Below are 24,579 nucleotides of genomic sequence, written 5' to 3' on the forward strand. Positions count from 1 at the left end.
GGCGTGAGCAACAGTAAATTAAACAGCCTAAGATACTTCCAGCGCGGCATCGGTTCGCCGCCGCGTCCAGAGCCAAACATAATACCCCAACCCCGCCACGCAGGCCCACTGAATGGCAGTGAGCCCAACCACCGCGGCGGGGGTAGGCTTGAGGAACTCGACCAGCAGCCGAAACAGCAGGTAGGCAGCCAGAAACAGCCCGAAGCGGCGGCCGTTGGGCAGGCGACCCAGGCCCAAGAGCAGCAGCGCCAGCGCGGCCAGAAACAGGATTTCGTAGAGGTTGGTGGGGTGACGCGCGATGCCGTCGCCAAAGTCCACGCCCCAGGGCAGGCGGGTGGGCGTGCCAAAGGTGCCATCCTGCAAGCCGCTGAGGTGGCAGCCCAGCCGGCCCAGCCCCAGGCCCAGCAGCAGCGGAAACACCATGAGGTCGCCGCTGCTGGCCCGGATGCCCAGGCGCTTTTTCACCAACTCTACGCCGATTAAACCGCCTAGGAAGCCGCCCACGATGGTTTTGTTGGTGGCGTAGTAGAGCCAGCCGCCGGGCGGGTGCAGCAGCAGGGCGGGGTGCTCTAGCAGCCCCAGCAGGCGCGAGCCGAGCAGCGCGCCGGCCGCCGCGCCCACAAAAATGAACTGCCGGCCCTGGTCGCTGATGGGGTCGGCGGTGCGGGCGCGCAGGGCCAGGTAGAGGCGGTAGCCCAGCGAGTAGGCCAGCACCTCGCACAGCAAATGCACGGGTAGGCGGAAAGAGCCCCAGGCTAATTCAACGGGGTAGTGCATGGCGCGAAGTAACAAGCCACTGGCCAATGGCCAACAGACTTGTTCCTGAATTAAGGCGATGGCTAAGAACCGTCCGTCATGCTGAGCTTGTCGAAGCAGCTCTACCGCCTCGTTCCAACGAGCAGATTGCTGCTGCGGTAGAGCTGCTTCGACAAGCTCAGTATGACGAAATCTTTTCGTCTTTTGCTATTCGTGCGCCGATACTCCTACCCCGCTCCCAGCAGCTTATCGGGCGTGATGGGCAGCTCGCGCACCCGCTTGCCGGTGGCGTGAAACACGGCATTCGCCACGGCGGCGCTGAAGCCCACGATGCCGATTTCGCCCAGGCCCTTCGCGCCCATCGGGTCGAGGTAGGTGTCGGGCTTATCGATGAAAATCACGTCGATGGCCGGCGGCATATCGGCGTGGGTGGGCACGTGGTAGCTGGCCAGGTCGGCGTTGGTGATGCGGCCGAAGCGATGGTCGAGCACGGCCTCTTCCAGCAGCGCCAGGCCCAGGCCCCAGGTAATGGCCCCGTACACCTGGCTGCGGGCCGTTTGGGAGTTGATGATGCGGCCCGCATCCACGGCTGACACCACGCGGCTCACGCGCACCTCGCCAGTGCTGGCATGCACGCGCACCTCCACAAAGCTGGCGCAGAACGACTTGCTTGACTGCGAACCTTGCTCCGGCACCGCCGCCGACTCGTGCGTGACCTCCAGCGCCGGCTGGCCCGCCCGGCGCAGCACCTCGCCGTAGCGGAGGCTAATGGCGGGCTGCGTGACCAGACGCACGGCCCCGTTTTCGGCCACCATATCCGCAATTTTAGCCTTGGCGAAGGGCGAGCCGGGCGCGCTAAAGGCCAGGTTGATAAGCTGCTGCCGGAGCGCCCCGCACGCGGCGTGCACGGCCGCGCCCACCGAGGCCACCGTGTGCGAGCCAAACTGGCCGGGCGCGGGGGGTAGGGCCGAGTCGCCCAGCTCGAAGCGGATATTTTCGGCAGCTACACCACTCGCATCGGCCGCAATCTGGGTCATCACGGTGGCGGTGCCGGGGCCTACGTCGGCGGTGGCGCTCTGCACCAGCAGGGTGCCATCGGGCAGCAGGCGGACGCGGGCGCTGGCCTTGGCTCGCGAGGCGTGGTAGATGCCCATCGCCAGGCCCTGGCCCACCAGCCAGCCGCCGTCGCGGGTGGCGGCGGGGGTAGGGGCGCGCTTCTCCCAGCCAAATTTCGCGGCTCCCTGGGCGTAGCACTCGCGCAGATAGTTGCTGCTCCAGGGCTTATCGCCCTCGGGGTCCACGGCAGCGAAATTCTGGAGCCGCAACGCCAGCGGGTCCATTTTGAGAGCGTAAGAAAGCTCGTCCATCGCCGATTCGAGGGCGAAGGAGCCGGTGGTTTCGCCGGGGCCGCGCGTCCAGCAGGGCGTGCTCAGGTCGAGGGGCACGAGGCGGTAGGTTAGCTGGGCGTTGGGGCAGGCGTAGCCCGACTTAGTGGGGTGCAGGATGCGCTCGGTGAACTGCTCATAGCGCGACGTCAGCCCGAACGCCTCGTGCGAAATGCCTACCAGCGTGCCATCGGCCTGCGCGCCCAGCGCCACGCGCTGCACCGAGCGCGGCCGGTGGCCCACCATATTAAACTCGTGCCTGCGCTGGTTGAGCACCTTCACCGGCCGGCCCACCACCTTTGCGCCCAGCATGGCCGCCATCTCGGGCGGCCAGATGCGCGACGCGCCCCCAAACGCCCCGCCCACGAATGGCGAATGCACCCGCACGCTCGCCTGGGGCAGGTTCCAGAGCTTCATCAAATCCTGCTGGGCCAGCGTCGGGGCCTGGGTTTTATTCCAGACCGTCAAGTGATTACCCTGCCACTCGGCAATGGCAGCATGCATTTCCATCGGGTTGTGCACTTGCAGCGGCGTCTGATACTCGTGGGCTATTTGCACGGGGGCCGTTTGGTAGGCCAGGGGCTGGCCGCGGGTGTAGTCCTCGCTCTTTTTAGGAGAGTAGGCGTGGGCCAGATTCTGGGTAATATCGGTTTGCGATGCGGCAGGCGCATATTGCACGCGCACCAGCGTGGCGGCATACTGTGCCTGCTCCAGCGTGCTGGCAATGGCCAGCGCCACGGGCTGGTTGCTGTAGTAAATTTCAGCGTCGAAAAATACTCGGAATTGCTGGCCCACCACCCGCGCGTCGGGCTGCGGGTTTTCGTAGCCGGGCACCTTAGGCGAGTTGAGGTGCGAGACGATGGCCAGCACGCCGGGCGCTTGGGCGGCCTCGGCACTATCGAGGTGCGTGATGCGGCCGGTGGCTATTGGGCTGGTAACCAGCACGCCGTGCACGCAGCCCGACACCGGGTGCTCGGCGGCGTAGCGGGCCTGGCCGGTTACTTTTAGGCGGCCGTCTACGCGGGGGCGGGGCTGGCCTATGGCGGGGGTTTGCATGACTAGGCTAGGAAAGCGATAACTTGCTTCTCTACGCTGCTTGAGATTTCGCGTTTGCTTCCGGCTCCCCGCTGCTTATGAAATTTATTGTGCTCTTACTACTTGGTTCGTTCGGTTTTTTTAACGCTTTCAGTCAAAAGCCTAACTGTACTTGTGAGGCATTATTTGAGTATGAACACCGGAGCGCGATACCCATTTTCGACAAGCCAAACGGCAAGGTTATTTACCGGGTAAAGCCTAATTTAAAAGCTGAGGATTATTTATTAATGACCATCGACCGCGAACAAAGCAGTTTTTTTTACGGGAAAGTTGCTTACGCTATTTCGGGCAAATCTTACCACGGTTGGGTGAGAAAATCAACGTGGCTTGGTACCTACGCGCGTAATTATGGCGGGGCAGAGTTGCTTCTTTACCAAGCACCGGCCCTGTCAGCACCAGTCAAAACCCATGTTCCTGGCTTCGCATTCTGTTTATATTCCATCAGGCATTGCGCGTGTGCCTGGGTATATGTTCGGCTTATCTTTAAGGGCAGAGCATACGAAGGCTGGCTGCCGCCTGCTATGCAGTGCGCCAACCCTTACACCACATGCAGCTAATGACAAGCACCCCGCTAAGCCGGGCTCAACGAGACGCTTTGCCCAATTCCCTATTTCCTTCGTGCGGCCCGACATAGAGTCGCGCGCCGTGCGTCCTTCGCGCTCGCTATCTGGTTTTTCTCCATGAACCTGCACGCCCACTACGATGCCCTGCACGCGGCCGCCCTACCCCCCCTGCGGCAAGGCAGGGCCGCGCCTGACCTCCTGCTCGACTCGCCCCACGATACCCGCCGGGGCGTCACGCTGCTGGCCCGCCCATCGGCAGCTATCGCGGCGCATATCGGCGAGGTACTAGCTGAATTTCAGCAGGTTGCGCCCGAGCAATATTATTACCCGGCTTCCGACCTGCACCTCACCATCTTATCCATTATTTCCTGCTACGCGGGGTTCACGCTGCCCGATATCGACCCTACCCCCTACGCAGAGCTGGTAGCCGCGGCGCTCCGGGGCGCGGCTCCGTTTCGCATCCGGCTGGCGGGCCTGGCGGCCTCACCGGCCGGCGTGCTGGTGCGGGGCTTCCCGGAGGGCAACGGGCTGGCGCCACTGCGCGATGAGCTGCGCCGGGTGTTTCGCGCCTCGGGATTGCAACAGTCTATTGACCAGCGGTATAGCATCCAAACGGCGCACTGCACCGTGCTGCGGTTTCGGGGGCCGCTGCCCGATGCCGACCCGCTGCTGCGGGTGCTGGCTGCCTACCGCGCCTACCCCTTCGGCACGCTGGAGGTGCATGACTTGGAGCTGGTATTTAATGACTGGTACCAGCGGGCGGCCCACACGGTGCTGCTGAAAAAATATCAGCTGTAAGTTGTTGAAATAAAATGCTGTATCTCACGCAGGTATAAGCTCCACCATAATCACTGCCCGCTGGTCTGCGTTGGGTAAAGTCTATTTTACCCTTTCCAACCGAGTTACTTTTCCACTCCTACCCAACAATGGTAGACCAACCTAAAACCGCTCTTATTACAGGCGCGACCAGCGGCATTGGCCGCGAGCTGGCCCGACTTTTTGCTTAGGGTAAGCGCAACCTCGTCCTCGTGGCCCGCAACTAGGAGGAGCTAACCCAGACCGCCAACAAACTAAAACAGCACGACATCGAGGTCATAACCATTGCCAAAGACCTATTTCAGCGCCAGGCTCCATTTGAGGTCTTTGACGAAATCAAGGCCCAGGACCTGCAAATTGACGTGCTGGTGAACGACGCCGGCAAGGGCCAATACGGCGAGTTTACGGACACCGACATCAACCGCGAGCTGGATATTATTCAACTCAATATCGGGGCCTACCTCACGTTTACCAAGCTCTATTTGAAGGAGATGGTGGCCCGCAACGACGGCAAAATTCTGTTCGTGTCGAGCATTGCTGGCAAGCTGCTGGGGCCGCTACAAGCCGTGTACTACGGCACCAAAGCTTTCGTAGCCTCGTTTTGTGAATGCTATTCAGAACGGGAACAAGGACCGCCACGTCACCATCACGGCCTTGGAGCCGGGCCTGACCGACACCGACTTTTTCAACAAAGCCGACATGACGCGGGCTAAGAACGTGGCCGAGGGTAGCCCCGCCGACTTGGCCGGCGTGACCAAAGATGGCTACCAGGCCCTGATGGCTAGCGAGAAGCGCGTCATCTCCGGCTTCCTGAACAAGGTGCAGGTGACGATGAGCAATATTATTCCTGACGCACTGGTGGCCGAGAAAGTCCAGCAGGAGAGTAAGCCAGTTGATAGATAGAGACTTGGGGGTTAGGACTTAGCAGGTACGCTCTGCATCCTAGCCTTCCAAACCCTAAGCTTCCAAGCTTACAGTTCTTAAAAAGGCTCCGCGTTACGGCGGAGCTTTTTTTTCAACCAAAAGCTTAAGTTCATCGTTTGCTTATAGAGGCTGGTAACCCGAGGGCTGGCCAGCCGCTGTAACTTTTGCCGGGCCACCCCGGTTGTTGGCGCTTATGATGATGATTACTTACGCTAAAAGGAGCTGGCTGCTAGTTCTGATGGCGTTGCTAGTATGCGAGCCGGGCCGGCTATGGGCCCAGGACCGCCCTACCCCCCCTCCCCCGCCGGGACCCCTGACCCTGGCGCAGTGCCTGGGCTACGCGCTGGTCTACCAGCCCCTGGTACGCCAAGCCCGCCTCGATGAGGGTATCGCCGATGCCAACAACCGCGTGGCACTGGCAGCCTGGCTACCGCAGGTAACGGCCAGCGGCACGGCGCAGCACTACTTCGGGCTGCCCTTCACGGTGTTCCCCGACCCCACCACGGGCATCAGTACACCGCGGCAGCTGGGGGTGAAAAACGTGACGACCGTGGGCCTGGCTGGCACGCAGGTTATCTACAACAACGACGTGAACCTGGCTGCCCGCCAGGCGCGCTACAACCGGCTGGCAGCGGGTCAGAATACGATTTTTACTAAAATCGGAACCGTCTCGGATGCTAGCAAGGCGTTTTACGACGTGCTGCTGTCGCAGCGCCAGCTAGCGGTGTTTGACGAGGATATCCGGCGGCTGCAACGCAACTTCACCGATGCCCGCAACCGCTTTGAGGCCGGCATTGTGGACAAGACGGACTACCTGCAGGCCGAGATTTCGCTGAATAACTCGCTGGCCGGCCGCAAGCAGGCCCTGGAGGCTGTGCGGTCCAAAACGTCTTACCTCCAGCAGCTTATCGGCCTACCCGCCGACCGGCTTATCGAGCTGAAGTACGACACCTTGCAGCTGGAGCAGGAGGCCGTGGTGGATACCCTGGAGCACCTCGACCCCGCTAACCGCATTGAGCTGCAACAGGTAATGACCCAGAAAACCTTGCAGGGCTACAATATTAATTACTATCGCTACGGGTTTTTACCCGCGTTTTCGGCCTTCGGCAATTACAATGCGGTGTACCAGAACAACTTGGTGAGCGAACAGTACCAGTCGCGTTTTCCCAACTCCTACACCGGCGTGCAGCTGGCCCTACCCCTCTTCACGGGCTTTCGGCGCACCCAGAACCTGCGCCGCGCGCACTTGCTCGACCAGCGCATCGACCAGGATTTGCTCGGCACCCGCAACCAGATAACCACCGAGTATGCCACAGCCCTGGCCAACTATAAGGGCTACTACGAAGCCTACGTGCGTGGCCACCGCAACCTGGAATTATCCAAAGAAGTGTACAAGGTGATTGATATTCAGTATCGGGCAGGCATTAAGGCGTACCTCGACCTGCTGGTGGCCCAAACCACGCTGCGCACCTCGCAGCTCAACTATTACAGCGCACTCTTCCAGGTCCTCACCAGCAAGGTTGAGCTGCTGCGCACGCAGGGTACGCTACCTACTAACTATTAGTGATTACTAGCTAGTAATTAGTGGTTGATGAGTGGTTGTTATCAACTCGTTACTCACTGATTATTATACGATTAATTACTAATCACAGAACCCTACTCACTTAACTTAACGAATGCCTTCCAACTACCTAGCCCCGTGCGCTATCCTGGGCCTGCTGGCCGGGGCCGCGTGCGGCAAAAAAGACGACGCCAAGCAGAACGCGGCCCCGCCCCCTACCCCCGTGAGCGTGGTGGAGGCGCACACCACTGATGCCGTGTACTACGACCAGTATCCGGCCACGGCGGTGGCCCTCAAGAGCGTGGAATTGCGTGCGCAGATAACTGGCTTCATCACGGGGCTCTCCTTTAAGGAGGGCGACCTGGTGCCGGCGGGCAAGGTGCTGTATGAGATTGACAAGCGTCAGTATGCGGATGCCTACCGGCAGGCGGTGGCCAACCTGCGTAGCGCCCAGGCTACGGCTCAGAACGCGCAAGTGAACCAGGCCCGCTACCAGCAGCTGCTGCAACAGGAAGCCGTGGCCCGGCAGCTAGCCGAAAACGCCGTGACCACCGCCAGTACCAGCAGCAGCCAGGTGGCTGCGGCCCAGGCCGGCGTGAGCCTGGCGCGTACCAACCTGGCTTTCGCCACCATCAAAGCGCCGTTCGCGGGGCGCATCGGCATCTCGCAGGTGCGGCTGGGCTCGCAGGTAGCAGCAGGCACCACAGTGCTGAACACGATTTCGACCGAAAACCCGATGGGGGTGGACTTTGCGGTGACGGAAACGGACATTCCGCGCTTCCTGGCTTTGCAGCGTAAGAAAGGGGGGGTAGGCGACTCAACGCTGCGCTTCGTGCTGCCCGGCGGCCAGCCGTATGGGCAGCCGGGCCGCATCCAGACTATTGACCGGGCCGTGGACCCGCAAACCGGGACCATCACGGTGCGCGTGGTTTTTGCCAACCCTGCGCGCCGTATCAAAGCTGGCCTGAGCGGCGTGCTGAAAGTGCTGAATACCGATTCGGGCCACCACCTGGTTATCCCCAACCGGGCCATCGTGGAGCAGATGGGCGAGAGCTTCGTGTACGTGGCTCTCGGCGACAGCACCAAACAGCGCAAGGTGCAACTTGGCCCCCGCCTGCGCGACGAAATAGTGGTACTGAACGGCATCAAGGCGGGCGACAAAGTAGTGACCGACGGCGTGCAGAAGCTGCGCGACGGGGCCAAAATTCAAATAACCGCGCCGGGCGCGCCCGTGGCCGGTCCGGCTAGTCCGGCCGCTAAGTAATTAATGAAGAACGTCATGCTTCGGCAAGCTCAGCATGACGTTCTTTTATAAATAAGTTATAGCTAAGTCATTTTTCTATGATTGCCGAAACCTTTATTCGCCGGCCCGTCACGGCCATCGTAGCCTCGCTGGTTATCGTGCTGGTGGGCTTGCTGGCCATGCGTAGCCTACCCATCGGGCAGTATCCCGAAATTACACCGCCCACAGTGTCGGTTACGGGTACCTACATCGGGGCCGATGCTCAGACCGTGGAGCAAACTGTAGCTACGCCCGTAGAGGTGCAGGTGAACGGTACGCCCGGCATGACCTACCTCCAGAGCAATAGCACCAGCAACGGCCAGATGGCTATGACGGTGAACTTCGACGTGGGCACCGACATCAATATTGCGGCCCTTGACGTGCAGAACCGGGTGGGCATTGCCACCCCTACCCTGCCCCAGGAGGTGCAACGCCTGGGCCTGACCGTGCGCAAGCGCAACCCTAGCATCCTGATGCTGGTGGCCATGTTTGCCCCCAAGGGCAGCCACAACACAACTTTTCTCGATAATTACGCCAACGTGTTCATCAAGGACGCGCTGCTGCGTACGAAGGGGGTAGGCGACATTGTATCGCGGGCCGATGACTTTTCGATGCGCATCTGGCTCAAGCCCGATAAGCTGGCCGCGCTCGGCATCACGGCCGCCGACATTCAGGCCGCGCTAAACGAGCAGAATGCCCAGATTGCGGCCGGCTCGGTGGGCGCGCCACCCGCCCAGAAGGGGCAGTCGTTCGAGTACATCGTGACGGTGCAGGGCCGCCTGGCTACCGTGGAGCAGTTTGGCAACGTCATTGTCAAAACCCGGCCTACCGACGGCTCGCTGGTTTACCTCAAAGATGTGGCCCGCATTGAGTTGGGTAAGTTCAACTACGCCAACAATTCCTACGTGGACGGCAAGCGCGCCGCCTACCTGCTGGTGTACCAGGCACCGGGGGCCAACGCCCTCGAAACCTACGACAACGTGCTGGCCACTATGGACCAGCTCAAAAAGCAGTTTCCGGCCGACCTCGACTATATCGTGCCTTTCGAGTCGGCGAGCGTGGTGAAGGTATCTATCAACGAAGTGGTGCACACGCTGGTGGAGGCCCTGGGGCTGGTAGTAGTGGTGGTGTTTTTATTTCTGCAAAACTGGCGCTCCACGCTCATTCCGGTGCTGGCCATTCCGGTGTCCATTATTGGTTCGTTTATCGCCTTCATTCCGCTGGGCTTTACCATTAATACGCTGACGCTCTTTGGTTTCGTGCTGGCCATCGGCATTGTGGTGGATGATGCCATCGTGGTGGTCGAGGCCGTGGAGGTGAACATCAACGAGCGCAAGATGAGCCCCACAGATGCCACGCTGGAAGCCATGCGCGAGATTTCGGCCCCGGTTATCGCCATCGCACTCATTCTGGCAGCGGTGTTCGTGCCGGTGGGCTTCATTCCGGGCATCACGGGGCGCTTGTACCAGCAGTTTGCCATCACCATCGCCATCTCGGTATTGATTTCAGCCTTCGTGGCTCTTTCGCTCACGCCGGCGCTGTGCACGCTGCTGCTCAAGCCGCACGACGAAAATGCGCAGAATAAGAGCTTTCTTGACAGGGGTTTTAAGAAATTCAACGACTGGTTTGGGCGCGTCACAGGCAGCTATACGAATGGGGTGAAGCGCGGCATCCGGTTTTCGCGCTTTGTGGTCATTATGCTGGTATGCATCGTGGTAGGGGCCGGGCTACTATTTCGCAGCAAGCCCAGCGGCTTTTTGCCCACCGAGGACGAGGGCCGCATCTACGTCACCTTCAACCTGCCCGAAGGCGCTTCCACCGAGCGTACCGTGGCCGTGCTGCAAGGCATGATGAAGGAGTTGCAGCATACGAAAGGCATCGCCCACTTCGCAGCCCTTGGCGGCCTCAACGCGGTTAACTTCTCTTCAAAATCGAACTCCGGCACCATTTTTTGTCAGCTGGAGCCCTGGGACGACCGTACCGACAAAACCTTGCAGCTGCAAGGCATGATGGCGACGATTCAAAAAAACATGGGGCGCTTCCAGGAGGCCACCACGGTTGTGATTTCGCCGCCTGCCATTCCGGGCCTGGGTAATACGGGTGGTTTCTCGTTTATTTTTCAGGAGCGCGAAGCCGGGGGTGATATTCACACTTTCGACGCCAATTTGCAGAAGTTCCTGGCAGCTATTCGCAAGCGGCCCGAAATCTCTTCCGCGTTCTCGTTCTTCACGGCCAGCACGCCGGGCTACCGCCTCGATATCGACCGTCTGAAAGCCAAGAAGCTAGGTGTGTCCATTGGCGACGTCGGCAACACGCTGCGCACCTACCTAGGCAGCGCCTACATCAACGACTTCACGCTCTACGGCCGCACCTTCCGGGTGGTAGCGCAGGCCGACTCGTCGTACCGCGGCGACATGGCCGACCTGGGCCAGTACTACGTGCGCAACAGCGCTGGCGGCATGGTGCCGTTGAGCGCCGTTACTACCTACGTGCGCACTGAGGATGCCCCGCTCATTTCGCACTACAACCTCTTCCGGGCGGCCGAAATCAACGGCGGCGCGGCCCCCGGCTACAGCTCCGGCGACGCCATCAAGGCGTTGCAGGAGACCGCCGCCCAAACCCTACCCCAGGGCTACGGCTTCGAGTTCTCGGGCCTGAGCCGGGAAGAACTACTGGCCGGCGGCCAGACGGTTTACATCTTCGCGCTGTCCATTCTCTTCGTGTTCCTGTTTCTGGCGGCGCTCTACGAAAGCTGGTCGGTGCCGTTTTCGGTGCTGTTGGCCGTGCCGGTGGGCATTTTCGGGGCTATTCTAGCGCTGTTTTTCCTACCCAAGCTTACGAATAACGTGTATGCCCAAATCGGGATGATTACGCTCATCGGCCTCTCGGCCAAGAACGCTATTCTGATTATCGAGTTTGCCAAGGAGCGCGTGGACAGAGGGATGCCACTGGTGGAGGCCACGCTCGAAGCCGTGCGCCTGCGCCTGCGGCCCATTATTATGACCTCGCTGGCCTTCATCCTGGGCATCCTACCCCTGGTATTTGCCTCGGGTGCGGGCGCGCAAAGTCGCCAAACCTTGGGCTGGACGGTACTCGGCGGGATGCTGGCGGCCACCGGCCTGGGCATTTTCATCGTGCCGGTGCTCTACGTCATCATTACCCGCTTCGCCTACGGCAAGAAAAAGCTCGCCGAGCTGGAGAAAAACTACAAGCCCGATGAGGAGCATGGCGGCCCCAAGAAGGACGAGTTGGAAGGTGGGATTCCGCCGGAGGGCACCCAGCCGGCATTGGCGTAGATAAATAGCACATTAAAAAACCGGCTGCATGAGTGCAGCCGGTTTTTTAATGTGCTATTTATCCTTTTCTCGTCGGTTACAGGCTCTTAATTAACTATTTGTAAAGTCTGTATTTGGTTATCAAAAAACAGCTTTCAGGGGCATGTGGAAGCATTATTAAGATTTATAAACAGCCAAAAAATAGTCGTTTTAAAGTCGGATTCATGCGAAAATAAGTTTGCCCATCTCTCACCTTCACCAGTATTTTACATCATTCTAATCAGACTAAGTAGCTGAATCACCTAATAGCCTCTACCTTGTGAATAGCACTTGCTCCTACCTGCTTCTTTTATTAGCTGCGCTTTCTGTTGGCTGTCAAAAAGCAGATGTTCTACCCGCCTGCCAAGGCTCCTGCACCACTATCACTGGCCGATTAATCACGGGCCAACCACAGGTAGGCATTACCGGAGTCGAAGTAACAGTTAAATGGGTTACTTCTAACGGCTGGAATATAAAAGCTATTCCTAAAGCTCACACTACTACCGACGCGCAGGGTAACTACCGCATTAGTTTTTACATTGAAGACGCGGAGTTAGCTAATGGTTACTTTTCTGTATACTATTCGGTTGACAAAAACAGCTACTACAGCTTTCTAGAAGACCAAGATGATTTCTATGACCTAAAGCGGGATACAACTTATGTAGTAAAACCTTACGTGATACCACGCAAAGCTTTTGTTCACTTAGTTATCATCAACCAAAATCAGCTACTAGTTGAAAAAGGCTACTTCACAAGTGATTTTAATACCTGTTATGGGCATAATATCGTTTTTAGCCAAGCTATTCAGGGCGGCGGCGCGTCTATTTCGTGGGATGGGCTTCCTTATGAAAACCCATTAGCAGTTGCTGGTGACCAATCTATTCTTCTGACTAGCTACAAAAATAAGGATGGTGTAATCACGCGTACTGCTGATTCCTTATTCATTCCGGCGGGCACTACCAGAAATATTTCTGTTACCTACTGACGTCACGCATTAAATTATCTGAAGGCATTTTGTAATGGTAATTACCTAATTAAACTAAAAAAGAGGTCCGGCTGTAACGCCGGGCCTCTTTTAGTTTATTAAATCAAGCCAAACCTATTCCCCCGCCTTCTCCATCAAATCGGCCAGCTCCTGTGAGATGCCGGTACTGCTGAAGCCGCCGTCATGCATCAGGTTTTGCATGGTTACGTAGCGGGTCAGGTCCGAGAAGAGCGATACGCAATAGTCGGCGCAGGCTTCGGCGGGCGCGTTGCCGAGCGGGGCCATTTTGTTGGCGTACTCATAAAAGGCGTTGAAGCCGCTGATGCCAGTGCCGGCCGTGGTTTTGGTCGGCGACTGGGAGATGGTATTCACGCGCACCTTTTTGAGGTGGCCCAGGCGCTGCCCATAGCTGCGGGCAATGCTTTCGAGCACGGCCTTGGCCTGCGCCATATCGGTATAATCCAAGAAGGCGCGCTGGGCCGCGATGTAGCTGAGCGCCACCACGCTACCCCATTCGTTGAAGGCGTCCTGCTTTTCGGCCACGGCCAGCATTTTGTGCAGCGAGAGTGCCGACACGTCGAGCGTCTGCTGGAAGAATTTATAATCCAAATCGCCGTAGCTCTTGCCCTTGCGAATGTTAGCGCTCATGCCAATGGAGTGCAGCAGAAAGTCAATTTTGCCGCCGAAGTGCACTTGCGCTTCCGTAAACAGCGTGCCCAGCTCCTCTATTGAAGTGGCGTCGGCCGGAATAATGGGCGCGTCAATCTCGGCAGCCAGCGCCTTGATTTCGCCCATGCGCATGGCCAGCGGGGCATTGGTGAGCACAATGCGCGCGCCCTCGGCGTGGGCCTTTTGGGCTACTTTCCAGGCGATGGATTGAGAATTGAGCGCGCCGGAGATGATACCGACTTTGCCAGCAAGGAGGTTATTAGACATAATTACGTTTGTTATTGCGAGCGCAACGAAGCAGAGCGTGGCACCCGTAGAACAGCGAAGCTACGCTTTCTTTACCGGGCGCTTCATTACTACGAGTGCTGTAAACCCAACCGCTGAGTTTGAAGCAGCAAGTTAGGCAGCTTGGCTCATACAAGAAGGAAAGATTAGCTCGCTGGCCTACGGGTGCCGCGCTCCACTTCGTTGCGCTCGCAATGACAAATACAACGAGCTAAAGCCTACCCCACGGCTACTTCCCCGCGCAGCGCCAGCAGTTCGCGGGCGCTCTGGAAGGCATTTTCGCTGGGCTTGGCCCCGGCAATCATATGCGCGATTTCCTTGATGCGGTCCTCCGGGCTTAGCTGCCGGATGCGGCTCACGGTGCGGTCGGAACGGTCCTCTTTATACACGAAGTAGTGGGTATCGCCGGCCGCCGCCATTTGGGGCAGGTGCGAAATAGCCACCAACTGGTGCTTTTGCGCCATCTGCTGCATCATGCGGCCCACTTTCACCGCAATTTCGCCGCTAATACCAGTGTCAATCTCGTCGAACACTATCGTAGGCAGGGCCGTCTTATCGGCCAGCATATACTTGATGCACAGCATCAAACGCGAAAACTCACCGCCCGATGCAGCCTTGCTCAGCGTTTGGGGCTGCGCGCCCTTGTTGGCTGTAAACAGGATGCTCACTACGTCGGTGCCGCTGGCGGCGAGTGGGCCGGTCTTGTGCTCTACCACGATGCGGGCGTGCGGCATTCCTAGGTCGGCGAGCAGCATGCTCAGCTCCTTCTCAAACTTCGGAAACGCCTTGCGGCGGCTTTCCGAGAGCCGGGCGGCCTGGGCCGTAGCCTGCTTAAGTGCCGCCTCCGAGTCTTTACGCAGGCGCGTAATTTCCTTGTCCAGATTCAACACCGAGCCCACTTTCTGGCGTAAGTTTTCGCGGGTTTCGAGCAGGCCCTCCACATCGCGGCGCTGGTGCTTGCGCTGCAAGTTGTAAAGCACCGTGAGGCGCGCCTGCAATTCTTCGGCGCGGGCGGGGTCGCCCTCGGTGCGGCGCTCAGCGGTTTCTACTTCGTCGGCAATATCGTGCAGCTCAATCAGGCAGCTTTCCAAGCGCTGGCGCAGCTCGCGGAAATTCTCCGAATAATTCGCTACCTGGCCCAATAGCGTCGAAGCATCCTTCATGGTGCCGGTAGCGCAGCTTTCGCTATCGCGCAGGCCATGCAGCGCCTGGCTCAGCTTGTACTTAATTTCCTCGGCGTTTTCGAGCTGCTTTACTTCCTGCTCCAGCGCGTCCTGGTCTTCTTTATCAAGGTCGGCTTCTTCCAGCTCACTCAGCAAGAAGCTATTATAATCCAGCTCTTTGCTGGCCTGAACCGACTGGTCTTCGAGCGCCTTGAGGTCGGTTTCGAGCTTGCGGTACTGGCGGTAAGCATTACCGTACTGGGTGCGGGTAGGCACTAGGTTGGCATAGAGGTCAAGCAGGTTGAGTTGAAATACGGCATCTCCCAGCAGCAACGTATCGTGCTGCGAGTGAATATCCATGAGGTTTGCGCCAATCTTACGCAGCGCGTCCAGCGTCACCGGCGTATCGTTCACGAAAGCCCGCGATTTGCCCGACGGACTGATTTCGCGCCGCAAAATGCACTGGGTATCGTAGTCCAGGTCCTCGGCTTCAAAAATATCTTGGAGTTGGTAATTCGCAATATTAAACTGCCCCTCAATTACGCACTTACGCTCGGTATTGAACAGCATTCGCGAGTCGGCGCGGTTGCCAAGCAGCAGCCCAATAGCCCCCAACATAATGGACTTACCCGCCCCGGTTTCGCCAGTAATAATATTGAGCAGCGGCGAAGGTCGCAATTCTAATTGCTCAATCAGGGCGTAATTCTGAATGCGTAAATCGACTAACATAATCTGTTATCTATTCGTCATTATTCTGCTTTGCTCACAACGACTGCCAGCGTTTTATTTAATAATCGTTTGGTATTTTGGCAGATTACCTGGGTCCACATCGGTCATTAGGGCAATCAATTGCCGCTTCTGCTGGGAGTCGGTGCTGGTGCGAAAAATATTAGTTATTTCGTCAGCCTTCGCATCAAAAAAAGCGCGCACAAATAAGGTGTTAGGTCGCACCGCATTCGCTTTTTGAATTCCCGTCAGCGCTGTCATAATGGAGGTGCGGGCCTCATCTGGTTTTTCAATAAAAATATCCATTCCCTGCCGATAATAAGCGTACAAACCGGTGCGAAAAGCTTCGAGCTGCGGGTCCGTCATATTGTTCAGCAACCAATAGCGATTACGGGGGCTAGCATCGGTCCAGCCCGCATCCGACTCATTGGTAATCGTTTGGCTAGCTGAGTACTGCAGAATTACCCGCGCCTGGTCATAATACGGCGAGCCGCCAAGCCGTGCGAAGGTATCTTGGTCGGTACCTATGGTCAGGTAAGCGTAAAAAGCCAGCAGCGACGATAGATTATTAACAAAGTTACTGGGCGCGAAATCGAGCGGCGTCTGCGGCGTATAGTTAAAATTAAAATTTCGGTCGTTAATACTTAACAAGTTGGTTTCATAGCCGGTGCCATACACAGGCCGCGTTGCAATAAGGCGCATTGTAGCCTGATAAGTCCCGTTTTGCGGAATGGCCGTTATGCCCACGAACAAGCGCAGCTTGATGCGCTCCTCAGGCCGGTAGGGCTGGCGGGTCCAAGTGCGGGTATTGAGGAAGGCCGTCATGTCCTTTTGCAGCTGTGCCACGAGGGTCGGGTCGGTAATCGTCACGTTTTCCAAGGAGACGGCAACCTGCGCATTTAGCTCCTGCGCCCGGCCGGGGTGGGCCACGGCAACGACTAGCAAGGCGAGCAGTGCAAAAATCTTACGCATAAACGGCGGGAAAACGAGTCAGAATCAACGTCACCAGCACGCGGGCCAGCTCGGTTTTGGCTTGTAGCTCAAAGTTAAGCACCTGCCCGGCGCGGTCGAGCACGGTTACTTTATTGGTGTCGTAGCCAAAACCTGCCCCGGCATCGCGCAAGGAGTTGAGCACTACCAGGTCAAAATTTTTGCGCCGCAGCTTGACCTGGGCGTGGGCCAACTCGTTGGTAGTTTCCAACGCAAAACCGACTGCAAATTGTTCAGCCCGCTTGGTCTGGCCAAGCGTAGCAGCGATGTCCACGTTCTTAACCAGCTCCAGCATCAGCGTATCGCCTTCTTTCTTAATTTTTTCCGGGGCTATACTAGCGGGGCGGTAGTCAGCCACGGCGGCGGCAAATACCCACACGTCGGCCTGCGGCGCAACTGGCGCGGCGGCCTCGTACATCTGCTGGGCCGTTTCGACTCGCACCGTTGTGATGAGTGGGCTGGTGGGGGGGGGTAGGGCCACTGGTCCGCTCACGAGCGTCACGGCCGCGCCCGCCGCCGCGAAGGCTTCGGCTAGGGCGTAACCCATCTTGCCCGTCGAGCGGTTGCCCAGGTAGCGCACGGGGTCAAGGGGCTCGTAGGTGGGGCCGGCGGTGAGCAGAACGCGCATTTGCACTTATAAATTAACAGTGAGCCATGAACAACCAAAGCCTGCTCAGCTAGGTAGGCCGAAAAACTTTTCCAATTCGGCCGTAATCTGCTCTGGCTCCAGCATCCGGCCGGGGCCGTTGAGGCCGCTGGCCAACTCGCCGCTGGGCGAGTCAAATACGTGGTTACCGAACGAGCGAAGACGCTGGATATTTTGTTGCACGGCTGGGTGGGCATACATATCCAGGTCCATTGCCGGGGCCAAAAAGACCGGGCAACGCGCGGATAAGTAGACTGCACTCAGCAGGTTAGGGCACAGGCCATTGGCCAGGCTGCCCAGCGTATTGGCGCTGGCCGGCGCAATAAGGTAGGCATCGGCCCACAAGCCTAGCTCCACGTGGTTGTGCCACTGCCCGCTAGCTGCATCACGCAAAAAGCCCGTCAGGACGGGCTTTTTGGAGAGGGTCCCCAGCGTGAGGGGCGTGACGAACGCAGTAGCGGCTTCGGTCAGAATCACCTGCACCTCGGCCCCGGCCTGCACCAGCAGCCGCACCAGTGGTGCGGCTTTGTAGGCAGCGATGCTGCCACTCACGCCCAGCAGAATACGGCGGTTTTTTAGGGGCCCTGGTTTCTGGTCTCTAGTTGAAAGTTGGGCCATTTTTCAAAAAGCGAACAACAAACGTAGGAGCCGGAAATCTTAGAACAGCTCGCGCGGAATAACGATAGGCGCTGCCTCGGGAGTTTCGTAGTGCAGCTCGCCGGCGATGAATTCCTCGATGGCCTGGCTGGCTGGCTTGGGCTGGCGCTCGTACTGCTTGCTGATTTCAATCTGCTCGCGGTTTTCGAATACCTCTTCGAGGTTGTCAACGGTGGTAGCGAATTCAGCCAGGCGCTCGGTCAACTCCTCTTTCAGCTTCACCGACAGCTGGTTGGCGCGCTTCGAGATGATGGAGATGGCCTCGTACACGTTATTATTCTCAGTGGTGATATCGGCCAGGTTGCGGGTAATGATGGAGGCGGAAGCGGGAGCTTTCATGGGAAGTGACAATTCGTTTTAGAAGTAAATTAGTTGATTAGCGACCCCTACGCCCGCCGCCACCGCCGCCTGAACGCTTGGGTGGTTCGGGGGCTGTCGCATTGGTTTGGTCAATCGCGGCCTGTGCCGCGGTCTGCGCCTCCGGGATGCTCTTGAGACGCTCTAGCTCGGCGCGGCTGTCGTCATACATGGTTTGGGCCACGCGGATGTTCTTGCTCTGGGGGTAGGCGTCGATAAACTGCTGGTAGAACGCCACTGCGTCCACAAAGCGTTCGCGCTGCTTGGACTCGATGCTCTCTTTGGACCAGGCAAACTGCGCGGCCAGCTTCAGGAAAGATGCCTGCTCACCGTAGACCGAGCCCGGATACTGGGTATTAAAGTTGCCAAACGACGTAACGGCCGCCTGGTTGTAGCGCAGCGAATAATACAGCTTCGCGCTTTGGAACGCTTTGTTTTCCAGCTTCTTCTGCAACTCCTGTGACATGGCATCCGTCTCGGCCCGGAACTGGCTGGTGGGGTAAGTATTCAAAAAATCCTGGATGGTTTCCACGGCCGTGACCGTATTGGTCTGGTCCAGCTCATAGCTCGGCGAGTCTTGAAAGAGCGACCTGGCCCGCAAAAACGAAGCTTCCTCCACTTGCGGCGAGTTGGGGTACGTGTCCACAAACTGCTTGAAGTAGTAGGCACTCAGCACGTAATTGCGCTGCTTGAAGTTGGTATTGGCGAAGTAGAACTGCGCCTTTTCGGCCTCGGGCCGGCCCTTCAGCAGCGGAATCAGCTCTTCGAGCAGGGTACCCGCCCGGAAGTAGTCGCCTTTATCGTAATACTTGATAGCCGCCTCGTACTTTTCGTTGACGTTGGCGCTTTTAAGCAGCTTTTGGTAGCCCGTGCAGGACCCTAGCGCCAGGGTGCCGGTGAGCAAAGCCGCAATAATCAAACGGAGAAATCGCATACAAAGGGCAAAGGTAAGGGATTTAGGGATTAGTGTTCAGGGTTTAGGACTTCAACGCTCATCATTGCCACGCTGCGCCCGCAGTGATGGGCGTTGAAGTCCCACAAAGAAGAGAGCCCGCGGTTTAGCGGGGGGTTGCAGCAGCGGGCGGATTACCGGCTACCGGGGGGGTAGGCGAGCGGCGGGGCGAGCTTTTAGGCTTGGGCCGGGCCTTGGGGGAAGTTTTGGATTTGACTTTAGGCCGCGCCTTCGCCTTGGGGCGGAGCCGCAGGTCGCTGGCGAAGTGCTTGCCGAGCACTACGCGGCGGGTAGGGCGCTCATTAACCCGCCACTTAAAACCTTTTAGCTCTTTATTTTCGAGCTTAATTTCGTGTACCGGGAAGTAGCTGGCCTCGGGGTTGGTGAGCCACACAAGCTGCTTGATTTTGTTATTAGCGAAGCGCAGCGTCATCGTGGCCGATACCGACTTGTTGAGGCCACTCATTACGGTGTCGCCGGCAAGAGTGTAGTAGAGACTTTCGGCGTTGCCAAGTACATCTATCCGCGCCATTTGGCTACGCCGGAAGTAGGCCACCATGTTGCGGCCCTTCACCTGATTGTAGTCCTTCACGGTATCCTCTTGAATGACAAACGCATTGGCAAATAAGTTGGCGCGCTCCAGCTGGCCGCGCTTGAAGCGCAGGCTCATGGAGTCGGACGTGAGTTGGTTGCGGGCCTGCCACACGACCGGGTCGCGGTTGAGGTAGATGATACTGTCCTGACGGTCGTAGGTGAGCGAGTCGCAGCGGCCCTGCATTTTACCCCGAAAAATCTGCACCTTGGGCCAGGCGTAGAGAATAGGCCGCTGCACGGCGCGGCCGAGCCGGGTTTCCACACTCAGCAGCGTGTCGGCGGCCAGGTAAAGGGTATCCTTGCCCGAAATAGTACGCACCACGGGCCGGGCCCCGAAGATTTTGGTGCGGCCCAGCGCCCGCCAGTAGCGGCCCTGGTCGCCGCGCAGCACCACGTTGTCCTTCTTTGAGATGAGCGAGACGTGGCCCGTCGCCACCCCGTAGAGCGTCACTTGGTCGTACACCAGCACGTCGCCGCCGAGCAGGTAGCCGGGCGTATCAATCTTAGCCTTTTTAGCAAAATTAGATACCCGCGTCACCGTATTATACGTGCCTTTTTCGGCGTATAAGTCGCCCTGCGCGCTTTTGATGCGGGTAGGGCCGTCGAAATACGCAATTTTGGAGATGGTATTAAACGTCAGCGTATCGTTGCGCAGGTCGGTAGCCTCGCCCTGCTCATCGAGCGAAACCAGGTGCACATCGCGTTTAAAAACAAATACTTTGCTATTCGTATCGTAAAAGCCCTGCTGGCTATCGAGGGTGTTTTTAGGGTCCACAAGGTGGCCGCCCACGGTGTAGAAGGCCGTGCGGCGGGTCAGGTCGTAGTCGAGGGCGGTGGTAGTGAGCGTCATGCGCGGGTCGCGCATCACCACGTTACCGGTCATGCGGGCCAGGCGCTGGTTGCCGTTGTAGTAGCCGTGGTCGCCGGTAATGGTCATAGTGTCGCTCTGCACAATGCGCACGTTGCTGAAGGCCTCAATCTCATTGCGCTCTAAGTACTGATAGGCCGAATCGCAGTACAACAGCACGTCCTGCTGCTTGAAGGCTACGCTGCCTATCAGCTTGCGGATTTGTACACCCTCAAAGACGCCGCCGCGCAGCTCATTGGCGTGTTGCAGCTCTACGGGCGTGCTCTTGGGCATGGGCTGGGCGCGGGCACCGGGGGTAGGCGGCGGGCCGGCGGCGGGCCGGGTCTGCGCGTGCAACGCCCCCAGGGGCAGCAAAAGCACGAGTAAAAAAAAGCGGAGCAGCGGCATTTGGGCCAAAGTTACGGCGGTGGGCGGGGGCTAACGCGCATCTTTGCGGGCTAGTGCCCGGCCCTACCCCCTTCGTATTTGCTCATGCTCGACCAGGTTCGCCAGTTTATTCTTCAGGAAAATCTTTTCAACCTCGAAACTGATACCGTGCTGGTAGCCGTGAGTGGCGGCCTCGACTCGGTGGTACTGCTCGACGTGCTGCACCGGCTGGGGGCGCGGCTGGCGGTGGCGCACGGCCACTTTGGGCTGCGCGGTGCGGAGGCCGATGCCGACGAGCAGTTCGTGCGCAAGCTGGCTAAGCAGTACGAAGCACCCTATTTCGCCGAGTTTTTTCAAACCAAAGCCTTTGCCGAGCGCGAAAGGATTTCGACCCAGATGGCGGCCCGGCTGCTGCGCTACCGCTGGTTTGAAGAGGTGCGGGCCACGAATGACTACGCGGCCATTGCAACTGGCCACCACCGCCGCGACCAGGCCGAAACTATGCTGCTCAACCTCACCCACGGCACCGGGCTGGCGGGCCTGCACGGCATCCGGGCCAAGAACGAGCGCGTGGTGCGCCCGCTGCTGACGCAGGCCAAGGACGACCTGCACGATTATTTGGTGGAAAACCGCCTGCTCTGGCGCGAGGATGCCAGCAACGACAGCCCCGTGTACCAGCGCAACCGCCTGCGCCAACAGGTGCTGCCCGTGCTGCGCGAGATTAATCCCAACCTCGACAACACGCTAGCCACCAGCGCTGAGCGCGTGGGCGGAGCCGAAGAAATCGTGCGCCGCTACGTGGAAGATACCGCCGCCCAGGCCCGCCGCGACGCGCCTGAAGCCGTTTATTTCGACATCCGGCTGCTACAAAACACGGCCGCTACTACCTTGGTGCTACACGAGCTGCTGCGGCCCTTCGGCTTCTCGTGGGCCGTGAGCAAGGACATTGCGGCCAGCTTTAAGGGCTTGGCGGGCAAGCAGTTCGACTCGCCTACCCACCGCCTGGTGAAAGACCGCGACCAGCTCGTGATTACCCCGCGCCGGCTGGCGCAGTACGGCACGTTTCAGCTGGCGAAGGGCCAGGAGGATTTATTGGCCGATGGCCTGCGCCTGCGCGCTACCCCCCACGACGGCACGGACTACGCCATTCCACGCTCGCGCAGCACGGCGGCGCTGGATGCGGATAAGCTCCAATTCCCGCTCACGCTGCGGCGCTGGCAGGCCGGCGACTGGTTTATGCCGCTCGGCATGAAGGGCAAAAAACACCTCAGCGACTTTCTCATTGACCAGAAAGTGCCGCTCAATCTGAAAGATGACGTGCGGGTACTGACCTCGGCCGACGGCAAAATCTGCTGGGTCGTGGGCTTCCGCGTGGACGAGCGCTTCAAGGTGGAGGACAGTACGGCACGGGTGCTGCAAGTGCAGCGGCTGTAGGGGCGCGGTGCTGGCGGTCGGTCCTGTGCGACCAAAACCGGCGCGAAACCCATCACTAAGCCTCAGTTCCGGCGCGGCAAAACAGAGGACGACCGCAATGGCCTCGTACAGCTCATGGCTAGCGGCAACATCCACTACAGCAGCCCCGAAGCCGCGGCCGCCGCACAGCAGAAGATGCAAGACTGGGCCAAGCACAAAACTAACCCGCTGGAATTGCAGTGACTGCTGGCCTTATACCAATTCAAAACGCTGATTATCAGCTTTATCTATCATTCATTAGCTAGCAATAATTGTGCCCGACTTAGCTAATTGTCGGGACTAGAGTATTTAAAAATTATTTTCCTTAAAAGTTTGGTAGTCTATTTTTTTTCGCAACTATTATCAGCAGAAAGCGACCTAGCTGCCTAGCACCACTGCTGGGAACCAGCATAGCCCGCTTTACTGCGCGTCAGACGTTGGGTTGGCAGCCCGGTTTCGATGCGACGGCCTAACTAGGTTCTGCACCTGGGCTTTATCGAGCGGGCAGCCCCACGTGGTTCCGGGGGTTTACGAGGCCAAAAACCAGTAATCTTCTTTTCCACGAAAAAGCTAATGTCACTTGTGGTTCTGCTGAGCGGTGTGTCGTCTTCAAGTATGGCATCTAATACGCCTGATAAAAAAGCAGAGCCTTCTTCCCGAGCAATTGTGCACAAAACAACTGCTCGCAATACGACTGAGCCGAAAAGGTTGAAACCCCAAAATTGTGGCTTTCAATACTATGAAATTGGCTGCGGTGGCGGTAACGATTTTCTTGGTAGTGTATATGCCTGCAATGCGGGTGACGTTCTCTTTGCCAAAATGAGCACTTTCGACCAATATTGCGGCGGCTAACAATGTTTGACACAAGGTCGCGTTCGCACGAGTGCGGCCTTGTGTCAAAATTTAATTAAAAATGAAATTCTAATGCTTTATACTTTTTCCCATGAAACTTAACTTTATTTTTGTGTTCGTGTTTTTTTCATTTTTAATTTTTACGGGTAGAGCAATAAATATACATTCTCCATGTGTTAAAATTATTTGTTTATACCGTATGAGTAGTAGACTAGATTCTACCTCTAAAATAACACGGGAAGAATTTACTCAACTAGCCATTTCAGACAGCTCATCAGAATTTAGAAGCTCGGTTCGTTATAAAGGTGACTCACTAATAACTAAGTACGCGAATGTCGGCTTCAATACTCCTGCCTTAAGTAGATTTGCTATTAAGTGTTAGTCAGAACTTTATGTAAATTTTCCAGGTTATTATTTAATGGCATCCAGTATTTATCAAAACGCCCGGACTGACCGGCAATACAAGGCAGCGACAGGATTAAGTAAGTTGGCTTTTGAAGCCCTTTATCGCGTCTTTGCTCCTTATTACGAACCTAAAAACGAGTCTCTTTATCCGAATCAACCAAAACCCGTTTTAACGGACAAGCGCGAAGCTCTATTTTTTATTCTGCATTACTTTAAAGCCTATCCCACTCTACAAAACATAGGCATGTATTTTGGCTTTTCAGATTTCGCGGCTAGTGTTTGTTTAGAACGTCTAAAACCTTGTTTGAAGGCAGCGCTAAACGCGCAGGGGATAGATAAGCAGCAGTTGTTTAAGAATCAGGAAGAATTCGACCAGCAGTTTGCAGGCATAACTGATTTAGTACTTGACGTAACCGAAGTGCCAATTGAACGAGCTAGCAATCAAGATATTCAACGAGAATACTACGGCGGTAAAAAAAATTTCACACCGTAAAATGGCTCCTTGTCTGTACCCTTGACCGACGCTTACTATGGGTGAGTAAGATGTATAGTGGCCGCACGCACGATTTCACCATTTATAAAGAAATTTTTGCTGAGATTAACTTAAAAAAGTATCGACTTCACGTAGATGCGGGCTTCGTAGGAATTAAAAAATTCAGTGATTGTAAATTTGTATTTATTCCGTTTAAAGCTCGAAAAAATCAAATACTTTCTCCTTTTGAACGAACGGCAAACCAAATCCTGGCTCATCTGCGGGTAGTCGTAGAAAATGTTATTGCCCAATTAAAAGCGTTTTTTATTCTACGAATAGAAAATAGAATGCGAAAAAAAGAGAAGCTAGCCGAAGCCTTTGCCTTATGCGCTGAATTAGCCTATTTTAAACATAATCAGTCAACTTATTGATTTACAGATAATA

The 24,579-nt window shown here is 57.2% G+C and carries 22 protein-coding genes; 12 read left to right on the forward strand and 10 right to left on the reverse strand.

Going from position 1 to position 24,579, the window contains the following annotated elements; genetic code table 11:
* Nucleotides 1-27 precede the first annotated feature (27 nt).
* Entirely contained in the window at nucleotides 28-777 is a 750-nt protein-coding gene (locus LC531_RS10625; protein WP_223650269.1) for a prolipoprotein diacylglyceryl transferase family protein, read from the reverse strand.
* Nucleotides 778-983: 206 nt separating this feature from the next.
* Nucleotides 984-3,197, reverse strand: coding sequence for a xanthine dehydrogenase family protein molybdopterin-binding subunit (locus tag LC531_RS10630; protein ID WP_223650270.1), 2,214 nt, complete (start codon nucleotides 3,195-3,197; stop codon nucleotides 984-986).
* Nucleotides 3,198-3,274: 77 nt separating this feature from the next.
* On the opposite strand from LC531_RS10630, the gene LC531_RS10635 reads away from it, so the two are divergent.
* The 8 genes from LC531_RS10635 to LC531_RS10670 all read left to right on the forward strand — a co-directional run bounded on the left by LC531_RS10635 (nucleotide 3,275) and on the right by LC531_RS10670 (nucleotide 12,681).
* The gene (locus LC531_RS10635) at nucleotides 3,275-3,793 is read left to right on the forward strand and encodes a hypothetical protein (protein WP_223650271.1); all 519 of its coding nucleotides are present in this window, start codon (nucleotides 3,275-3,277) and stop codon (nucleotides 3,791-3,793) included.
* Between the two features lie 123 nt (nucleotides 3,794-3,916).
* Nucleotides 3,917-4,597, forward strand: a complete 681-nt coding sequence (locus tag LC531_RS10640) for a 2'-5' RNA ligase family protein (protein WP_223650272.1) — start codon at nucleotides 3,917-3,919, stop codon at nucleotides 4,595-4,597.
* A gap of 302 nt (nucleotides 4,598-4,899) precedes the next feature.
* A complete protein-coding gene (locus LC531_RS10645) occupies nucleotides 4,900-5,328 on the forward strand; it encodes an SDR family NAD(P)-dependent oxidoreductase (protein ID WP_336245533.1) in 429 nt (142 codons plus the stop codon).
* The gene (locus LC531_RS10650; protein WP_223650273.1) at nucleotides 5,219-5,518 is read left to right on the forward strand and encodes an SDR family oxidoreductase; all 300 of its coding nucleotides are present in this window, start codon (nucleotides 5,219-5,221) and stop codon (nucleotides 5,516-5,518) included. Before LC531_RS10645 ends, LC531_RS10650 begins: the two co-directional genes overlap by 110 nt.
* A 259-nt stretch (nucleotides 5,519-5,777) precedes the next feature.
* Complete coding sequence (locus LC531_RS10655; protein WP_223650274.1) at nucleotides 5,778-7,103, forward strand: TolC family protein; 1,326 nt, start codon at nucleotides 5,778-5,780, stop codon at nucleotides 7,101-7,103.
* Nucleotides 7,104-7,215: 112 nt separating this feature from the next.
* The gene (locus LC531_RS10660) at nucleotides 7,216-8,364 is read left to right on the forward strand and encodes an efflux RND transporter periplasmic adaptor subunit (RefSeq protein ID WP_223650275.1); all 1,149 of its coding nucleotides are present in this window, start codon (nucleotides 7,216-7,218) and stop codon (nucleotides 8,362-8,364) included.
* Nucleotides 8,365-8,441: 77 nt separating this feature from the next.
* Nucleotides 8,442-11,678, forward strand: a complete 3,237-nt coding sequence (locus LC531_RS10665) for an efflux RND transporter permease subunit (protein WP_223650276.1) — start codon at nucleotides 8,442-8,444, stop codon at nucleotides 11,676-11,678.
* A 298-nt stretch (nucleotides 11,679-11,976) separates the two neighbouring features.
* Nucleotides 11,977-12,681, forward strand: a complete 705-nt coding sequence (locus tag LC531_RS10670; protein ID WP_223650277.1) for a hypothetical protein — start codon at nucleotides 11,977-11,979, stop codon at nucleotides 12,679-12,681.
* Nucleotides 12,682-12,795: 114 nt separating this feature from the next.
* Here the strand turns inward: LC531_RS10670 and LC531_RS10675 are convergent, their stop codons facing one another.
* From LC531_RS10675 to LC531_RS10705, 8 genes are all read right to left on the reverse strand, one after another.
* Nucleotides 12,796-13,617, reverse strand: coding sequence for an enoyl-ACP reductase FabI (locus LC531_RS10675; RefSeq protein WP_223650278.1), 822 nt, complete (start codon nucleotides 13,615-13,617; stop codon nucleotides 12,796-12,798).
* Between the two features lie 236 nt (nucleotides 13,618-13,853).
* Nucleotides 13,854-15,527 carry a DNA repair protein RecN gene (gene recN / locus LC531_RS10680; RefSeq protein WP_223650279.1) on the reverse strand — a complete coding sequence of 558 codons (1,674 nt, stop codon included), beginning with the start codon at nucleotides 15,525-15,527 and terminating at the stop codon, nucleotides 13,854-13,856.
* Nucleotides 15,528-15,581: 54 nt separating this feature from the next.
* Nucleotides 15,582-16,496, reverse strand: a complete 915-nt coding sequence (gene porD / locus LC531_RS10685; protein ID WP_223650280.1) for a type IX secretion system protein PorD — start codon at nucleotides 16,494-16,496, stop codon at nucleotides 15,582-15,584.
* Complete coding sequence (locus LC531_RS22910; RefSeq protein ID WP_332874884.1) at nucleotides 16,489-17,142, reverse strand: phosphopantothenoylcysteine decarboxylase; 654 nt, start codon at nucleotides 17,140-17,142, stop codon at nucleotides 16,489-16,491. Before LC531_RS22910 ends, porD begins: the two co-directional genes overlap by 8 nt.
* A 45-nt stretch (nucleotides 17,143-17,187) precedes the next feature.
* Entirely contained in the window at nucleotides 17,188-17,778 is a 591-nt protein-coding gene (locus LC531_RS22915; protein ID WP_332874883.1) for a flavoprotein, read from the reverse strand.
* A gap of 39 nt (nucleotides 17,779-17,817) precedes the next feature.
* Nucleotides 17,818-18,156: a DNA-directed RNA polymerase subunit omega gene (locus LC531_RS10695; RefSeq protein WP_223650281.1), complete on the reverse strand. Its 339-nt coding sequence runs from the start codon at nucleotides 18,154-18,156 to the stop codon at nucleotides 17,818-17,820.
* Between the two features lie 37 nt (nucleotides 18,157-18,193).
* Nucleotides 18,194-19,108: an outer membrane protein assembly factor BamD gene (locus LC531_RS10700; RefSeq protein ID WP_223650282.1), complete on the reverse strand. Its 915-nt coding sequence runs from the start codon at nucleotides 19,106-19,108 to the stop codon at nucleotides 18,194-18,196.
* A gap of 124 nt (nucleotides 19,109-19,232) precedes the next feature.
* Nucleotides 19,233-20,948 (reverse strand): OstA-like protein, encoded by a 1,716-nt coding sequence (locus LC531_RS10705; protein WP_223650283.1) that lies wholly within the window; start codon nucleotides 20,946-20,948, stop codon nucleotides 19,233-19,235.
* Between the two features lie 111 nt (nucleotides 20,949-21,059).
* Here LC531_RS10705 and tilS point away from each other — a divergent pair, with 111 nt between their 5' ends.
* The 4 genes from tilS (at nucleotide 21,060) to LC531_RS10725 (ending at nucleotide 24,566) form a co-directional block, all read left to right on the forward strand.
* Complete coding sequence (gene tilS / locus LC531_RS10710) at nucleotides 21,060-22,388, forward strand: tRNA lysidine(34) synthetase TilS (protein WP_223650284.1); 1,329 nt, start codon at nucleotides 21,060-21,062, stop codon at nucleotides 22,386-22,388.
* Between the two features lie 591 nt (nucleotides 22,389-22,979).
* Nucleotides 22,980-23,258 (forward strand): hypothetical protein, encoded by a 279-nt coding sequence (locus LC531_RS10715; protein ID WP_223650285.1) that lies wholly within the window; start codon nucleotides 22,980-22,982, stop codon nucleotides 23,256-23,258.
* 418 nt (nucleotides 23,259-23,676) lie between these two features.
* Complete coding sequence (locus LC531_RS10720) at nucleotides 23,677-24,156, forward strand: hypothetical protein (protein WP_223650286.1); 480 nt, start codon at nucleotides 23,677-23,679, stop codon at nucleotides 24,154-24,156.
* Between the two features lie 41 nt (nucleotides 24,157-24,197).
* Nucleotides 24,198-24,566: a transposase family protein gene (locus tag LC531_RS10725; RefSeq protein ID WP_332874882.1), complete on the forward strand. Its 369-nt coding sequence runs from the start codon at nucleotides 24,198-24,200 to the stop codon at nucleotides 24,564-24,566.
* Nucleotides 24,567-24,579 lie beyond the last annotated feature (13 nt).

The sequence above is a fragment of the Hymenobacter psoromatis genome, assembly GCF_020012125.1.
Classification (GTDB): domain Bacteria; phylum Bacteroidota; class Bacteroidia; order Cytophagales; family Hymenobacteraceae; genus Hymenobacter; species Hymenobacter psoromatis.

Excerpts from the sequence above, each read along its gene's own strand:
- LC531_RS10665 (WP_223650276.1), top strand. The coding sequence starts at position 8,442 with ATGATTGCCGAAACCTTTATTCGCCGGCCCGTCACGGCCATCGTAGCC.
- LC531_RS10655 (WP_223650274.1), top strand. The coding sequence starts at position 5,778 with ATGGCGTTGCTAGTATGCGAGCCGGGCCGGCTATGGGCCCAGGACCGC.
- LC531_RS22915 (WP_332874883.1), bottom strand. The coding sequence starts at position 17,778 with ATGGCCCAACTTTCAACTAGAGACCAGAAACCAGGGCCCCTAAAAAAC.
- tilS (WP_223650284.1), top strand. The coding sequence starts at position 21,060 with ATGCTCGACCAGGTTCGCCAGTTTATTCTTCAGGAAAATCTTTTCAAC.
- LC531_RS10625 (WP_223650269.1), bottom strand. The coding sequence starts at position 777 with ATGCACTACCCCGTTGAATTAGCCTGGGGCTCTTTCCGCCTACCCGTG.
- LC531_RS10660 (WP_223650275.1), top strand. The coding sequence starts at position 7,216 with ATGCCTTCCAACTACCTAGCCCCGTGCGCTATCCTGGGCCTGCTGGCC.
- LC531_RS10630 (WP_223650270.1), bottom strand. The coding sequence starts at position 3,197 with ATGCAAACCCCCGCCATAGGCCAGCCCCGCCCCCGCGTAGACGGCCGC.
- LC531_RS10715 (WP_223650285.1), top strand. The coding sequence starts at position 22,980 with ATGTCACTTGTGGTTCTGCTGAGCGGTGTGTCGTCTTCAAGTATGGCA.
- LC531_RS10700 (WP_223650282.1), bottom strand. The coding sequence starts at position 19,108 with ATGCGATTTCTCCGTTTGATTATTGCGGCTTTGCTCACCGGCACCCTG.
- LC531_RS10675 (WP_223650278.1), bottom strand. The coding sequence starts at position 13,617 with ATGTCTAATAACCTCCTTGCTGGCAAAGTCGGTATCATCTCCGGCGCG.
- LC531_RS22910 (WP_332874884.1), bottom strand. The coding sequence starts at position 17,142 with ATGCGCGTTCTGCTCACCGCCGGCCCCACCTACGAGCCCCTTGACCCC.
- LC531_RS10720 (WP_223650286.1), top strand. The coding sequence starts at position 23,677 with ATGGCATCCAGTATTTATCAAAACGCCCGGACTGACCGGCAATACAAG.
- recN (WP_223650279.1), bottom strand. The coding sequence starts at position 15,527 with ATGTTAGTCGATTTACGCATTCAGAATTACGCCCTGATTGAGCAATTA.
- LC531_RS10635 (WP_223650271.1), top strand. The coding sequence starts at position 3,275 with ATGAAATTTATTGTGCTCTTACTACTTGGTTCGTTCGGTTTTTTTAAC.
- LC531_RS10640 (WP_223650272.1), top strand. The coding sequence starts at position 3,917 with ATGAACCTGCACGCCCACTACGATGCCCTGCACGCGGCCGCCCTACCC.
- porD (WP_223650280.1), bottom strand. The coding sequence starts at position 16,496 with ATGCGTAAGATTTTTGCACTGCTCGCCTTGCTAGTCGTTGCCGTGGCC.
- LC531_RS10695 (WP_223650281.1), bottom strand. The coding sequence starts at position 18,156 with ATGAAAGCTCCCGCTTCCGCCTCCATCATTACCCGCAACCTGGCCGAT.